Source organism: Sinomonas cellulolyticus (genome assembly GCF_014656475.1).
Taxonomy (GTDB): Bacteria; Actinomycetota; Actinomycetes; order Actinomycetales; family Micrococcaceae; genus Sinomonas; species Sinomonas cellulolyticus.
This window is the reverse complement of the sequence record NZ_BNCM01000002.1, coordinates 169714-184502: the sequence shown is the minus strand read 5'-3', so window position 1 is coordinate 184502 and position 14789 is coordinate 169714. Positions and strand designations below refer to the sequence as shown.

Below are 14789 nucleotides of genomic sequence, written 5' to 3'. Positions count from 1 at the left end.
AAGCCTTGGGGCCATGGCCGTGGAACTGCCCGAGCTCTTGGTCCCCGATGCCCCCGCGTGGCGCGAGTGGCTCACCGCTCATCATGCCGAGAGCCCGGGCGTGTGGCTCGTGCTCCACAAGAAGGGCGGCAGCGTCACCGGGCTGCAGTACGAGCCTGCGGTGCTCGAGGCACTGTGCTTCGGCTGGATCGACGGCCAGCTGCGGACCCGCGATGCGGAGAGCTCGGCGGTCCGCTTCACGCCTCGGAGGCGGGGGAGCCTGTGGTCCAAGGCGAACGTGGAACGGGTGGCGCGGCTCGAGGCCGAGGGGCGCATGACGGACGCCGGGCGCTCCGCCGTCGAGGCCGCCAAGGCGGACGGGCGGTGGGAACGCGCCTACGGAGGAGCCGCCACCGCCGAGGTGCCCGAGGACCTCGCCGCCGCCATCGCGGCGGTGCCGGAGGCGCAGGCGATGTTCGAGGTCCTGACCTCCACCAACCGGTTCGCGCTCATCTACCGGACCACCTCGGTGAAGCGGCCCGAGACGCGGGCGCGCAAGATCGGCGAGTACGTGGCCATGCTTGCCCGGCACGAGACGATCTACCCGCAGAAGAAGCGCCCCTGACGGCTGCGGTGGGCGCGGACTGGCACCGGGTGCAGGTCAGGGAGCGAGGGCCTGGGCCACCACGACCGCCGACGCTGCGCTCCATGCCTGCGGATGGCAGGCCGCGGGATAGGCGAGGGCCCGGTCGGACGAGTCGGTGCCAACGCCCGAGAAAAGCTCCGGCAGTGACCCGCCGAACGACTCCGAGGCACGCAGCAGGCCGCGCGCCACCTTCGCCGCCTCGGGGTTGAAGCCCTCCGCCCGCATGCCGCGGATCGCGATGGCGGTGTCGTGCGCCCAGACGGAGCCGCAGTGGTAGCTCAGCGGCCAGTAGCCGGCGGCGGCCGTGGTGAGGGTCCGGATCCCGTACCCGCTGAACAGTTCGGGCTCGAGCAGCCGGTCCACCACGAGCTGTGCCTCCTCCGCGTCGAGCAGTCCGGTGCCGAGGAGATGGCCCATGTTCGAGCCGGGGGCATCGAGGGGAGTGCCGCCGCCGTCGAGCGCCATCGCCGGGAACGGGCCCACGGCGTCGTCCACCCAGAAGGACTCCCGGAAGCGGGCCCTGAGCGCCGAGGCGAACTCCCGCAGCTCCGCCGCCGCGGTGCGCAGGCCCGACCCACCGCCGCCGGGGAGCTCGTCGAACAGGTCCGCGGCAGCGACCGCGGCCTGGTGCGCATACCCCTGCACCTCGGCGAGTGCGATCGGCCCCTGCGCGTGGCGGCCGTCCATGAACTGCATCGCGTCTGCCGAGTCCTTCCAGCCCTGGTTGCTCAGGCCGTGACCGGACTCGTCGCGGTAGGCGAGGAAGCCGCCCGGGCCCGTGGCCGAGGCGAGCAGCCAGTCGGCTGCGCGCCTCGCGGCCGGCACGAGCGCGCGGACGGCCTCCGGCGCCCTGCCCGTGGCCCACAGCTCTCCGAGGAGGCAGAGCCACAGCGCGGTTGCGTCGACCGTGCCGTAGTACACGGGCGGCAGGCGGAGCTGGTCGCCGCCGGGCCCGTGCGAGACCACAAGTTCCCGTGCGCGGATCTCGTGCGGGATCTTCCCCGGCTCCTCCGCGGACTCCACGTCCCGCTCTGACCCCTGGTAGGCCGCGAGCGCCCGCAGTGTGCCGGCCCCGAGCGCGGAATCGCGGGGCAGCAGGAGCCGCGCGGCCCACAGCGAGTCGCGTCCGAACAGCGTGAAGTACCATGGCGCACCCGCGGCCAGGAACGGTGCGTCCGGCTCGCGGGTCGTGGCGAGCCGCAGCCCCGCGAGCTGGCGCAGCGAGGCGGCCTCGAGCCGGGCGGCGGGACCTGTTCCGGCTGTCTCGGCGCCGTCCGCGGGAGGGGCGGCGCGCACGACGGCGCCGGCATCCTCGAGCGCGACGCTCCACTCCGCGGCGTACGGCACTCCGCGGCGCACCGTGGCCGACCAGACGAGGGACGGGTGCCCGGACGGGAAGCCGTCCGTGTCGTCCGATTCCACGTCGATCGCCGTCGCGACGCGTGCGCCGGGGGTCTCCGGGGTGACCACCGCGCTCTTGCCGTCCGCCGCCCAGACGAGCCGCCCGGCGTCGTGCGAGGGCTCCACCGGCACCGCGGTGCCCCCGACCCTCACCGCTGCCATGGGCGCGAAGTCCGCGCCGAGGTGCACCGCGAGGGTGCAGTCGAGGTCCGGGAGGGCCGTGGAGAGCTCGATCCGGTGCCGCACCGCGCCGGGCATGACGGTCCAGGTCTGCACCACCCGGACCGCGGGGTCCAGCGTGGGCCCCGGGATGTTGCGGGCGAGGCCCTCCACGGTGAGCACGCCCCCTGCGGAGGACACTCCCACCGGCTGCGGCTCGGCGCCGTCCACCGTCACCTGCACGCGGTGCAGGAAGCGCGTGTCGGCATGGAAGACGCCGGTGAGGCCGGCGGGTTCGGGTGTGAGCCGGCCGTCGGGCCCCAGCCACACCTGGGAGGGTGCGGCCACTGCGACGTGCTGGCGGTGCAGGGACGGCTGCAGGAGCTCGCTCATGCCGCCACGCTACCGCCGGTGCGGCCGCACCGGAACGGTCCGCCGAGCCGAGCGGCCACGCCACGCCCGCGTGATTCCCAGCTGCCGCCGAGCTTCCTCCCGGCACGCTCCAACGTCTCCGCGCGAGACTCGAAGGATGCTCCATGTCCGTCCATCCTCGAGGCGCGCCGCGGCCGTCGCCCTCGGAGCGGCGGGCATCCTGGTGTTCGGGTGGCTGCTCGAATCCGTGGCGGGTGACTGGGGCCTCGCCGACCTCGACTGGCCGATCCTCGACTGGCTCGCCTCCCACCGCTCGGGGTCGCTGACCGCCGTCGCGGTGGCACTCCGCACGGGGTCGGGTCCGCTCATCGCACTGGGAATCGCGGCGGTCGCGGGCCTCGCATGGGGCGTGTCCCGGCGAGAGCTCATGCGGCCGCTGCTCCTGGTCGGCGCGGTCCTCGCCGATGTGCTCCTCGTGGCCGGTGTCCGCCTCTGGGTGGACCGCGCCCGGCCGCCGGTGTGGTTCGAGGCAATGGGCAGCTCGGGCATGCCGGCCTTCCCGGCCGGCCATGCCTCCGCAGTCCTGACGCTGCTGTTCGCCGGGCTGTACCTGGCCCACTCGCGGCGCTCCGCGTCGCGGGGAACGGGACCTGCCGCGCTCGCTGCCGCGCTCGTGGGGCTCGCCGTGGGTGCCTGCGACCTGTATCTGGGCATGCACTGGTTCACCGATGTGCTGGCCTCCTGGGCGATCAGCGCCCTCGTGCTCGCCACGGTGGTGTGGATCGACTCGCTCCGCCTCCCGGAGCCGGGGGAGTCGGCCCGGGCTGTCGATACGGAGGTGGCGCGCTCCCGGTCCTCGGCGGAGACTTGAGGCATGCCGCTCTTCCGCCGCCACGGAACGCACGACGCCGACTCCCCGCCTCGCCCTGACAGCTCGCCCGGCGCTTCCGGCGCTTCCGGCGCCGCAGGCGGGCAGGCACGGCTCGAGGCGCGGGTCTCCGGGGTGGTGCAGGGAGTGGGATTCCGCTACTGGACGCTGGGGGAGGCGGAGAAGCGCGGCCTGGTGGGGTCTGCGGGCAACCTCCCCGACGGGACGGTGAAGGTCGTCGCGGAAGGGCCGCGTGGCGAGGTCGAGGGGCTGCTGGCGTGGCTCCGGTCCGATGGGACGCCCGGGCGCGTGGACCAGGTCGAGGCGGGCATCGGGCCTGCAACGGGGGAGTTCAGCCGGTTCAGCCTGTACTGAGCCCCGGCCTGCACATTCCGGGGGCTACGGCCTGTACTCGGGGGCGCCGGTTCCGGCGCCGTCTAGGCCCAGCCGCGCAGGTAGTCGAGCTGGGCGGCAACCGAGTTCTCCGCGGCGCGGCGCACGCTCGCGTCGATGTCCGTGTAGACGGCGTCCGTGACGGCCGCGATCGACGCGTCCTGGCCGAGCTGGGCGAGCGCTCCCCGCACCTGGTCGAGCCGCTCCTCGCGGTGGGCGAGGTAGGCCGCGGCGATCTGCCCGAGGTCCGGCAGCACCGGCCCGTGGGCCGGCAGCACCGTGGCCGGCCCCAGCGCCTCGAGCCGGCGGAGCGTGGCGAGGTAGTCGCCGAGGCGGCCGTCCGGGTACATGACCACCGTGGTGCCGCGTCCGAGGATCGTGTCGCCGGTCAGCACGGAGCCCCGCTCGCCGTCCTCGGGGAGGTGGAGGCAGATCGAGTCGGCCGTGTGGCCGGGCGTGGCGAGGACCTCGATCCGCACCCCTGCGGCGTCGAGGCGCTCGCCGTCTTCGAGCGGGGCCGCGTCGAGGCACAGGGCGGCGTCACGCGCGCGCACCGGGCCGCCCGTCATGCGGTGGAACTCCTCGGCCGCCTCCGTGTGGTCGGGGTGGTGGTGGGTGAGGATGACGAGCCCCACGCGGCCCGACTCGGCGAGCTCGCGGAGGTGCTCGCCGTCGAGCGGGCCGGGGTCGACGACGACGACGGAGTCCGCCCCGGGCGCCGCGATGACGTATGAGTTCGTCCCGTCCAGGCTCATCGGCCCGGGGTTGGGCGCCAGGCGGTACCGGGTCAGGGCAGAGCTCGCGACCCACCGCGTGGCGGGCTGGTCGCGCAAGGGGGTCACGTCGTCGGCCATGGCTTCAGCGTAGCCCGGCGCACGGCGGCCTCTGGCAGACCCCTAGCGAGAAGGGGTGATGCTCAGCGACGGGGACGGCCGTCCCGTGTCCGAGGCCGTTGCGGTTGTGGTGGGCGTCGCGGTGGTTGCTCCGCCCGTCGCGGACGCGGTGCTGGACGGCGAGCCGCTGCCGGACGGCGAGCCGGTGGCCGGCGAGCCGGTGGACGAGGGGGTCGGGAGGAGGGACCGGTACTGGGCGAGGGTGCCGTCCACCACGGGGACCTGCAGCTTCAGGGCAGTGCCCCCGGCGTCCATCGTGACGGTCGTCATCCCGCCAGGGATGGCGCCTGCCCGGCTGAGGGGAGCGAGGCCCTGTGCCGAGCCGAGCATCACCTCTCCGTTCTTCGGAACGGTGACCTGGACGGTGCTCGAATCCTGGGTCGAGAAGGAGACGGACACGGGAGAGGACGATCCGTTGAAGACGGTGCCGGCGAGCCGGCCGGGCGTGTCGGGGCTGAGGCTTGCCGATCCGCTTCCCCCTCCTGACGAGACCACCGTGAGGTCCTCGACCCGGAGCGAGCCGATCTCCCCGCGGACGCCGGGCACGGCGGCGACGATGGACTTCGTCTCCTGCGGATTGACTGCGCTGCAGCCGGACAGCGCCAGCGCGCCGACAGCGGCGGCAGCGAGGGCAAAGCCCAAGGGCTTCATGGACCGAATGCGCATCATGCCTCTTCTCTCCGTGGTCCGCGATCCGTTGTCCGCGGTCCCGCTGGCAGCGCGGCCGGAGAGGACGTGCACCCCCTCAGCGCGGAGGGCCGCGGACTCCTCCCGGCGACACTGGAAGCTTAGGGTGATAATTGCGAGCATGCAATAGATTCACCAATGCATGCGCAGGGGTGCCCGCTCCAGCGATGGTCAGGCCAGGGAGTCCTCCTCCCGCTCGCTCTCGGACTCGGCGTTGCGGACCCCTCGTGGCCTCCCGGCCCGGGTCCACGCGGTGTAGAGCATGCCCGCGATGAGGACGGCGGCAGCCAGGCTGATGATCGGCAGGCCACGGGTGAGGTTGGCGGCGAGGGTGAAGGAGACGACGAGGGCGCCGGCGATGTTCAGGGCCAGCGACCACGGGCGGCGGTCACGGTGGGAGAAGACGGCCATGGACACCAGTCCGGCGAGGAAGCTCAGGAACACGGAGACGGCGTAGAAGAGGACGAGCTCCTGGTCGTTTCCCCCGGCCGCGCCGGTAATGGCTCCGGCAAGGAGGATGAACAGGGCGACTCCCCAGTAGGGGGTGTGGTCGGCATCGGTCCGGCCGAGGGCGCCCGGGAGGATCCCCACGGTTTCGCCACGACGGGTGGTGTGGAGCGCGAGGGCCTTGAGCAGGCCCGGTCCCGCCTGGAACGAGGAACTGGCGGCGGAGAGCAGCAGGAGCGCGGTGACGAGCTGGAATGCGGCGAAGACGGGAGCGGGGGCAGCGATGCGCGCGAGCTCGGCGATCTGAGTGCTGTCCTCCGGCGGGATGCCGACGCCGAGGCGCACTGCCTCGAGGGTGAGGCCGAGGGTGATGGCACCGACGATGCCGAGCGTGAGCCACAGCGTGACCCGGCCGAAGCGGGCACGGTCTGGGTCGTCGAGCTGGCCGAGCTGAGCGATGGCCGACGACGGCGCCTCCACTCCCGTGGCGAGGGCCATGGCCACGGGGAAGGCCAGCACGACGGCGAGCACGGGCGGCTGCCCGGCCGCCGCCGTGACCGTCCCGACAGTGTGGGGCTCCGCGAAGAGCCCGTACCCCAGGACGAGGGCCGCCACGGCGACGAACGCGATGGTCATCGCCGCGAACACCAGGCGGCCGAGGTGTCCGAACCACGTCAGCGACCCGACCACCACGATCAGGGCCAGCGCCAGCGGCAGCCGCCATGGTGCCAGCGCCGGGAAGTAGGCGATCACCGCAGACGCCCCGGCGGAGACGCTGATCGCAATCGTGAGGACGAAGTCCACCACGAGTGCCCCGATCGGCAGGAAGGACCATCCGTCCCCGAACGCCTCCCCGACGGCCGCCGAGGCGCCCCCGCCCTGGGGGTAGCGGCCCACCAGCTGCCGGTAGTTCAGGATCACCAGGGCGATGATCGCCACCACGAGGCCCATGGTCGCTCCGAGCAGGGCCACATCGCCGTCGAGCGCACGCAGGGCTGCCTCGATGGCGTAGGCGACCGAGGACACCGGGTCCGCCATCACCGCAAACGCGAAGGCCAGCAGCAGCGCGAGCCGCGAGTGGAGCAGCGGACGGCGGTCCGCCGCCGACGTCGCGGGCCTCACCGCGAGCCCTCGCTGGCGACGGCGACCGTGACGGCAGGGAGGATCGGGCGCAAGGCAACAGGGAACATGGGGGGCACCTCCGGTCAGACAACGGCTGCACACGCTGCCGACCAGACTTCCCGGCTCACCTGGTACGTGATGCTACGCCGCTGCAGGCAGGGGCTGGTGCGGTCCTTACGAAGTCTTAATGCCGCGGGCGTTGATACGTGGCGCGCCTGAGGTGGGTCCCCGACTCAGTCGACCGGGAAGGCCACGCCCTCACCGATGACCTTGAGCGCGAGGTCCATCCCTGCCCTTGCCATGGCGGCGTTCCAGTGGCGGATCGTGATGACCTCCCCGCCTCCGGGGATGCGCGGATCCGCGGGCCGCTCGGGCAGCTTGATCCGTACCGACGACTCGGGGCCGAAGTAGTCCCAGTCGAGCACCGTGCCGTGGATGCGGGAGTCCGCGGCGATGCGGATCTGCTCGGGACGGAGCATGATCTGCACGCGCCCCTGGGCGGGCGGACGCCTCACGGGGATGGCACCCAGGGAGCACATCGCGAGGGAGCCCTCGAGCCACGCATCGAGGATCACGGCGTCGCCGAGGAACTCGGCGGTGGCCCGGTCCGCCGGGCGCGTGTACACGACGAAGGGGTTGCCGATCTGGGCGAGCTTCCCGCCGCGCATCACGGCGACCTGGTCCGCGAAGGAGAGCGCCTCGGCCTGGTCGTGGGTGACGAGGATGGTGGTGACCCCGGCGTCGTGCAGGACCTTGCCGATCGCGCGGCGGGTCGCCACGCGCAGGCCCGCGTCCAGGGCCGAGAACGGCTCGTCCAGCAGCATGACCTCCGGCTCGCACGCCATCGCGCGGGCGAGGGCGATGCGCTGCTGCTGGCCGCCGGAGAGCTGGTGGGGACGGCGCTTCGCATAGGAGCCGTCGAGGGCCACCATGTCCAGCAGCTCCTCGACGCGCGCGGCGACTTCCTTGCGCCCGCGGAACTTCTCCCGGTCCAGGCCGAACGCGACGTTCTGCCCCACGGAGAGGTGCGGGAACAGAGCACCGTCCTGCGCCACGTAGCCGATGTTGCGCCGGTGCGCGGGCACCCACGTCCCGCCGGCCACCTCGCGCCCGTCCATGAGGATGCGCCCTGTGTCCGGGGCCTCGAACCCCGCGATGAGGCGCAGCATTGTGGTCTTGCCGGAGCCGCTCGGGCCCACGATCGCTGTCGTCCCCCCGCGTGCCACTGAGAGGTTGACGCCTTTGAGCACCTGCTGGTGCCCGAAGTTCTTCGTCACGCCCTCGATGTCAAGGTGGTGGTCCGCGGTCCTTGCGATCTCGGGGGAGATGCGGGGCTCCGGCAGGCGGGCCGACGTCACGGGAGTGGGGATCTGTTCGGTCACTGTCCGGCTGCTTTCTTGGACTGCTGGAACAACAGGTACGTCATGGGTGCGGAGAGCCCGATCATGAGGAGCGCGTAGGGGGCCGCGCCCGCATAGTCGATCTCGCTCGAGAGGGCCCAGAACTCGGTGGCGAGGGTCTTCGTGCCGAGCGGGGAGAGCAGGAGCGTGGCCGTGAGCTCGTTCAGGACGGCGAGGAACACGAGTGCCGCGCCGCCGGCAGCGGCCGGCGCGGCCAGGCGCAGCGTGACGCGGACGAGGGCCACGGCCGGCGGCTTACCGAGCGCACGGGCCGCCTCCTCGAGCTCCTTCGGCGCCTGGGCCAGCCCGGCCCGGAGGTTGACGAGGGCGCGGGGAATGAAGAGCAGGACGTACGCGGCGACGAGGAGGCCGGTGGTCTGGTAGACGCCCGGCACAGCCCGCAGTGCCACGGTGACGAACGCGAGGGCCAGCACGATCCCGGGCATCGAGCTCGTGACGTAGTTGGCCAGCTCAAGCGCGCGCGAGAGCCAGCCGGAGTACCGGTCCGCGAGGAAGGCGAGGGGGAAGGCGACGGCGGTGGTCACGACAGCCCCGAGGAGTCCGAGCCAGAGGCTGGACCACAATGCCCCGGCCAGCTCGTCGGTCTCCCAGATCTGCGCGCCTCCCTGCATGGTCCACGTGAGGGTCATCCACAGCGGCACGCCGACCGCGAGCACCGCGAGCGCGAGCAGGCCAGCCTGGGCCGGGGCCTGCCACCGGCCGAGCGGCAGGCGGGCGGGGAGGGCCTGGGCGCCGGAGCCGATGCGGGCGTACCGAGCGTTGCCCCGCAGGCGCGCCTCGACCACGAGCAGCACGAGGCACACCGCGACGAGCACGGAAGCGAGCATGTTGCCCGCGGCCCCGTTGAAGGTGGAGCGGTACTGCTCCATGATCGCCGTGGTGAAGGTGTCGAAGCGGATCATGGCGAACGCGCCGTACTCCGCGAGGAGGTGCAGCGCGACGAGGAGCGCGCCGCCGGCCACGGCGATCCGCAGCTGCGGCAGCACCACGCGGAAGAACACCCGCCACGCGCCCAGCCCGAGGGAGGCCGCCGACTGCTCGATCGCGGGGTCCATGCGGGACAGGGTCGCCGCGGCGGGGATGTACACGAGGGGGTAGTACGAGAGGGTCGCGATGAGGACGCCCGAGAAGATGCCCTGGAGCCCAGGAACTGCGGAGACCCACGCGTACGAGTTCACGAACGCGGGAATCGCGAGGGGCGCCGCGAGCAGCACCGCCCAGACCTTGTTCCCCTTGAGCCAGGTCCGCTCCACGAGCCACGCCCCGCCGACCCCGAGCACGATGCACAGCGGCACCGTGATGAGCATGAGCTCAAGGGTGTTGCCCAGGAGCTCGAGCGTGCGGGGCCGGAAGATGAGTGCCGTGGCCGTGTCCCACCCCGTCGAGATGGTGGTGGTGACCACGAACCCGAGCGGGACGAGCGAGGCGGCGGTGATGAGGCACGCCACGAGGACGATGAGGGCTGGCGGACGACGGCGCAGCGGGCGAGGGCGCGTGCCCTCGCCCGCCGCCGTGGTCGCCTCGCCCGCCTGCGGGACGCCGGCGGGGAGAGCGGTGGCTGGGGCCTGGTCCAAGGGTTAGAGGAGTCCTGCCGAGGTCATGAGGTCGTTGACCTTCTTGGAGTTGAGCTTGGCCGGATCGACCTTGGGCGCGTCCAGGTCCTTGAGCGGCACGAGCTTGTCATTGGACGGCACGTCGGAGCCGACCGCGTACTCGAAGGACGTTCCCTTCTGGAGGACCTCCTGGCCCTTCTTGCCGGTGACGAACTTCAGGAAGGCCTGCGCCGCGGCCTGCTTCTTCGAGGACTTGAGCACGCCGCCGCCCGAGACGGAGACGAAGGCGCCGGGATCCTGGTTCTTGAAGTACTCGAGGCCCACGTTCTTGGAGTTCTCGCCGGTCTTGGCCTGGTCGCCGAACCAGTAGTAGTGGTAGATGACTGCGCCCTCGACCTCGCCGGCGTTGACGGCCTTCATGGCCGTCGAGTTGCCCTTGTAGGCCTTGGCGTTGTCCTTCATGGCCTTGAGCCAGTCGCCGGTGGCGGACTCGCCCTTGAGCTCGAGCATCGCGGAGATGATCGCCTGGAAGTCCGCGCCGGAGGGCGAGGCAGCCCAGCGGCCCTTCCACTCCGGCTTCTCGAGGTCCATGATCGACTTCGGCAGCTGGTCCTGGGAGAGCTTGTCCTTGTTGTATGCGAAGACGGTGGAGCGGGCGGCGATGCCGATCCACTTGTTCGTGGAGGGGCGGTACTCGGCTGGGACCTGCGCGATCGTTGCCGGGTCGATGTCCGTGAAGAGGCCCGCGTTCTCCACCTGCGTCATCGCGGGGGAGTTCTCGGTGAGGAAGACGTCCGCGGGCGAGTTCGCGCCCTCCTGGACGATCTGGTTGGACATCTCGGTGTCATCGCCCTGGCGGTAGTCCACCTTGATGCCGGTCTCGGCGGTGAACGCGTCGATCCACTCCTTGGTGAGCGACTCGTGCTGGGCGTTGTACACGGTGATGGTCGTTCCCGGGGTGGCGGCGCCGGAGGCGCCGGCGGAGTTCGCGGACGTGCCGCAGGCGGCCATCGAGAGGGTGGCCGCGGCGGCCATCGCGAGGCCGGCCAGGGCTCGGGGGCGGAACTTCATGGAAGCGTCCCTTTCGTGGGGTCACGGTGGTGGAGTGACGACGTCAGGATCGACTGTAGGTTAGCCACACCTAAGAAACCGTCTATTCCTGTCTTAATGTGACGCAAATCACGACAATTACGCAACCTTGAGCTTCGCTAATGCCGGCGGATTACCTCGAGGAGAGCATCTACCGGGTCAACTGATGCGCGAACTCGAGCACCATCCAGGCCTGCAGCTGGGTGGAGAGCTCGACGCGCCGGCCCGGCGGGTACTCGTCCGACGCCGTCTGGCCGGGTCTCTGGGGGAATGTCCAGTAGGTCTCGTCCCCCTCGCCGTCCGTCCGGCCGCACCGTTCCTCCGCGCCGGCCCAGAGCGCCTCCGCCGTGTCCAGCACAAGCCGTCGCGCCGTCGCCCTGGCGTCCGCGGAGAGGCCCTCGTGGACTGCGGCCACGGTCAGGTAGCGCGCGAGGATGCCCATGAAGAGCCCGGCGTCCCCGCCCCCGTCGCCCCGCAGCGTGCGGCGGAGCGCGCCGTCGTGCGTCTCCCAGTTCGCTGTGAGGTGCTCGTCCACAGCCGCGATGAGCGTCTCGGCGCGGGCGAGGTTCTCCGCGCCCCCGAGGGTCACGAGCGCGCCCAGGACGGGCCCCTGGTTGTAGGTCCAGATGTCCGGCTTGAGCTCGGTGGTGCCGTCGCGGTTGAGGTTGATGCCGTCGAGGTAGAGGCCCTGGGAGGGATCGAACAGGGTGGCATCGAGCCAGTCGACGAGCGCCTGGGCGCGCTCGCGGTCGCCGCTGCGGGCAAAGAAGAGCGCCGCCGGTGACGTGGCCGGGGTGTTCTTGAAACGGCGCTGGGTGTTCCAGTAGGTCCCCCCTCCGCCCTCCGGCGTGCTGGCCAGCACGAGCTGGCGGCCGAGCACGCGGGCGATGGTGCGGGCGTTGGGGAGGCTTCGGTGGGCCACGAGCCCCGAGAGGTGCTCGGCGCGGGCCGCGGAGAGGGCCAGCCAGGCCATGTCGTCGTAGAACGCGTTGCGGTACTGGAAGACGTTGCGGATCCGGATGCCGGTGAGCAGGTGCCGGGCCAGGACGAGCTCGCGGGGCTCGCGGGCCTCCCCTCCGGACTCGGGATCACCTCCCTGCGGCCCGCGGTCACCCAGCTGCCGCCACGACGCATCCACGAGGCAGTCCAGGTAGTGGGCCTGCCACCAGTAGTGCCACGGGTCCCAGGGGCGCGCGATCTTCCGCGCCGGCCGCGCGACCGAGGCGATCCACGTGCCGGGGATGACGCGGAGGATCCGGTGCCCGAAGCCCTCGTTGACGCTGTCCGCTGCGGCTTGGGCGCGCTCCGCCCAGGTCGTTGGCTGCATGGCCACCAGCGTAGTGGGGCGCCGCACGTGGCCTGCGTCACCCCCGTCCGCTAGGATCGATCCCGGTTAGCGACCATTAACTCGAACCGATCGGGAGGAACCATGGAGCTTCGCGGCGCGAGCGCACTCATCACCGGAGGGGCCTCGGGCCTCGGGGCCGCGACGGCGCGCCGGTTGCACGCGGAGGGTGCCGCCGTCGTGCTCGTGGACCTGCCGGGCAGTGCGGGCGAGGCGCTCGCGGCCGAGCTGGGCGAGCGCGCGGCGTTCGCCCCCGCGGACGTGACCGACGAGCAGCAGGTGCGCGCCGCCGTCGTGCGGGCGGGCGGGTTCGCGCCGCTGCGCGTGGTGGTGAACTGCGCGGGGATCGCGACGCCGGGCAAGGTGCTGGGGCGCGACGGCGTGCTGCCGCTCGAGCAGTTCGAGCGCGTCATCCGCGTCAACCTCGTGGGGACGTTCAACGTGATCCGGCTGGCCGCCGAGGCCATCGCGGCCACCGACCCCGTCTCGACCGACCTCGGCGGCCCGGAGCGGGGAGTCATCGTCAACACGGCGTCCGTCGCCGCGTTCGACGGCCAGATCGGCCAGCCCGCCTACTCCGCGTCGAAGGGCGCGGTGCACGCGATGACCCTGCCGATCGCCCGCGAGCTGGCCCGCTCGCTCATCCGGGTGGTGACGATCGCCCCGGGGATCTTCGAGACCCCCATGATGGCCGGCCTGTCGCAGGAGGCCCAGGATTCGCTCGGGCATCAGGTGCCGCACCCCGCCCGGCTCGGCCGGCCCGCAGAGTACGCGAACCTCGTGGCGCACATCGTGGACAACGCCATGCTCAACGGCGAGACCATCCGGCTCGACGGCGCGATCCGCATGGCGCCCAAGTGAGAGCGGCTTCCTGACGCGCTACTCCGCCTCGGGCGTCCTCTCGCCGGCCTCCACCGCGAGGTCCAGCGAATTGCCGCGCACGGGCATGGGGCACGTGCCGTAGGGGGTGAAGGCGCTGGGATAGTTGATGGCCCGGTTGAAGTCCAGCACCACGGTGCCGTCGGGGCGCGGACGCGGCGTCTCGACCTTGCGCCAGTCGTCCGTGGTCTTCCCGTTGGTCTCGTCGTGGAACGTGATGGTCAGCCCGCCGAGCCTGCCCTGCTCCGCCTGCAGACGGTACTCGTGCCCGTGCCGGCTGAACACGACCTCCCCGGCGGAGAGGTGCACGCCGTCCACGAGCGGGTTGGCGGTGGAGATCGGCACGGCGCGCGGCTCCGGGTACGGCTCCCAGCGAGCCTCGACAACCCATTCAGGGGCGTAGGGGAACGTGGGGACACCGTGGAACTCGGTCCGCGTGGGCGAGGCGGAGTCACGCGTGCGGATCGCGTACCGGCCGCCGCGCATGGCCAGCTCCACCACGATCGTCCCGTACCGCACCCAGTTCAGGGACTCGTCCTCCGACAGATGCGCGCTGAACGTCCCGTCCACGGGCGTGCCCTCCTCGTCGAAGACAAGTCCCTCCTCGGCGCGCGCCGTGAGGACGGCCGCCTCGACGCCCGTCTCCTCGGACGTGGACCACAGCCCCGGAACCAGTTCCACGGGGGAGGGTGTGGGCTCGAGCCACTGGAACGAGGTCAGGGTCAGCCAGCCGTGCTCCTCGGCGAGGGCGGCATTGCGGTTCTCCCGGAAGCGCTGCCAGCGGGCGAGCTGGGAATCGGAGGCGGCAGTCTGAGTCATGCCACCAAGAATGCCCCAGAGGGCGGCGGCATTCCCAGTGCGCCGGAAGTCCGCGGGCCGCCCCGGCTCAGGCGTGCCGCGTCTCCAGGATCGCCACGACGCCGAACGCCCCGAGCGCCGTGCCGGTCACGCGGTCGATCCACTTGCGGAACGTGCCCCCGTTGAGCCACCGGCCGAAGAACTGCGCCGCCGCGACGATCGCGATGAACCAGATGATCGCCTCGATGTTCGCCACGACGGAGAGCAGGAGTCCCATCCACACGGACGGCACCCCCGGGACGAGGAACTGCGGGATCACGGCGATGCAGAACATCCCGTACTTGGGGTTGAGGATGTTCGAGATGAAGCCCTTCGCCCACGTCCGCCTGAGCGGCTCGAGGCTGTGGTGCGGGAGCGCGCCCGGGGGCAGGTCGGCGTCGTGCTTGGTGAACGAGGCGCGCCACAGCCCCACTCCGAGCCACAGCATGTACAGGGCGCCGGCGATCCGCAGGATGTCGTAGGCGACCTCCGAGACGGTCAGGAGCGCGGAGACCCCGGTGGCCGCCGCTGCCCCCCATACGAAAGCACCGCTGATCATCCCCAGCGCGGCCGTGTACGCGTGGCGGCGGCCCTGGCTGAGCGTGTACCGCAGCACGAGGGCCGTGTCCGTCCCCGGCAGGACAGTGATGAGCGCGGCGATGGCCGCGAAGCCGAGGAGGGATTCCTGGAGCGTCACC

14 protein-coding genes are annotated in these 14789 nt (G+C 71.9%); 4 read left to right on the top strand and 10 right to left on the bottom strand.

From position 1 onward, the window contains the following. Positions 1-13 precede the first annotated feature (13 nt). Positions 14-604, top strand: a complete 591-nt coding sequence (locus IE231_RS03000) for a YdeI/OmpD-associated family protein (protein WP_189692466.1) — start codon at positions 14-16, stop codon at positions 602-604. 36 nt (positions 605-640) lie between these two features. Here the strand turns inward: IE231_RS03000 and IE231_RS02995 are convergent, their stop codons facing one another. Continuing rightward, the gene (locus tag IE231_RS02995; protein WP_189692465.1) at positions 641-2578 is read right to left on the bottom strand and encodes a glycogen debranching N-terminal domain-containing protein; all 1938 of its coding nucleotides are present in this window, start codon (positions 2576-2578) and stop codon (positions 641-643) included. A 136-nt stretch (positions 2579-2714) separates the two neighbouring features. Between IE231_RS02995 and IE231_RS02990 the strand changes: the two genes are divergently transcribed. Beyond that, positions 2715-3428 (top strand): phosphatase PAP2 family protein, encoded by a 714-nt coding sequence (locus tag IE231_RS02990; protein ID WP_189692464.1) that lies wholly within the window; start codon positions 2715-2717, stop codon positions 3426-3428. A 3-nt stretch (positions 3429-3431) separates the two neighbouring features. Further along, positions 3432-3800 carry an acylphosphatase gene (locus tag IE231_RS02985; protein ID WP_189692463.1) on the top strand — a complete coding sequence of 123 codons (369 nt, stop codon included), beginning with the start codon at positions 3432-3434 and terminating at the stop codon, positions 3798-3800. Between the two features lie 62 nt (positions 3801-3862). Here the strand turns inward: IE231_RS02985 and IE231_RS02980 are convergent, their stop codons facing one another. From IE231_RS02980 to IE231_RS02950, 7 genes are all read right to left on the bottom strand, one after another. Next, positions 3863-4672 carry an MBL fold metallo-hydrolase gene (locus IE231_RS02980; protein WP_189692462.1) on the bottom strand — a complete coding sequence of 270 codons (810 nt, stop codon included), beginning with the start codon at positions 4670-4672 and terminating at the stop codon, positions 3863-3865. Positions 4673-4714: 42 nt separating this feature from the next. Beyond that, the gene (locus tag IE231_RS02975) at positions 4715-5380 is read right to left on the bottom strand and encodes a hypothetical protein (RefSeq protein ID WP_189692461.1); all 666 of its coding nucleotides are present in this window, start codon (positions 5378-5380) and stop codon (positions 4715-4717) included. A 189-nt stretch (positions 5381-5569) separates the two neighbouring features. After that, positions 5570-6967, bottom strand: a complete 1398-nt coding sequence (locus IE231_RS02970) for an APC family permease (protein ID WP_201896919.1) — start codon at positions 6965-6967, stop codon at positions 5570-5572. 233 nt (positions 6968-7200) lie between these two features. Further along, positions 7201-8349, bottom strand: a complete 1149-nt coding sequence (locus IE231_RS02965; RefSeq protein ID WP_374189400.1) for an ABC transporter ATP-binding protein — start codon at positions 8347-8349, stop codon at positions 7201-7203. Next, positions 8346-9962: an ABC transporter permease gene (locus tag IE231_RS02960; protein ID WP_229866461.1), complete on the bottom strand. Its 1617-nt coding sequence runs from the start codon at positions 9960-9962 to the stop codon at positions 8346-8348. The genes IE231_RS02965 and IE231_RS02960 overlap by 4 nt, the downstream gene beginning before the upstream one ends. Before the next feature lie 3 nt (positions 9963-9965). Further along, complete coding sequence (locus tag IE231_RS02955) at positions 9966-11012, bottom strand: iron ABC transporter substrate-binding protein (protein WP_189692460.1); 1047 nt, start codon at positions 11010-11012, stop codon at positions 9966-9968. Between the two features lie 169 nt (positions 11013-11181). Beyond that, positions 11182-12357: a glycoside hydrolase family 76 protein gene (locus tag IE231_RS02950; RefSeq protein WP_189692459.1), complete on the bottom strand. Its 1176-nt coding sequence runs from the start codon at positions 12355-12357 to the stop codon at positions 11182-11184. Between the two features lie 102 nt (positions 12358-12459). Here IE231_RS02950 and IE231_RS02945 point away from each other — a divergent pair, with 102 nt between their 5' ends. Then, positions 12460-13236: an SDR family NAD(P)-dependent oxidoreductase gene (locus IE231_RS02945; RefSeq protein WP_189692458.1), complete on the top strand. Its 777-nt coding sequence runs from the start codon at positions 12460-12462 to the stop codon at positions 13234-13236. A gap of 18 nt (positions 13237-13254) precedes the next feature. Here IE231_RS02945 and IE231_RS02940 read toward each other — a convergent pair whose 3' ends face one another. Together IE231_RS02940 and IE231_RS02935 are read right to left on the bottom strand one after the other, a co-directional pair. Continuing rightward, complete coding sequence (locus tag IE231_RS02940; protein ID WP_189692457.1) at positions 13255-14073, bottom strand: DUF1684 domain-containing protein; 819 nt, start codon at positions 14071-14073, stop codon at positions 13255-13257. 67 nt (positions 14074-14140) lie between these two features. Next, positions 14141-14788: a LysE family translocator gene (locus IE231_RS02935; protein WP_189692456.1), complete on the bottom strand. Its 648-nt coding sequence runs from the start codon at positions 14786-14788 to the stop codon at positions 14141-14143. Position 14789 lies beyond the last annotated feature (1 nt).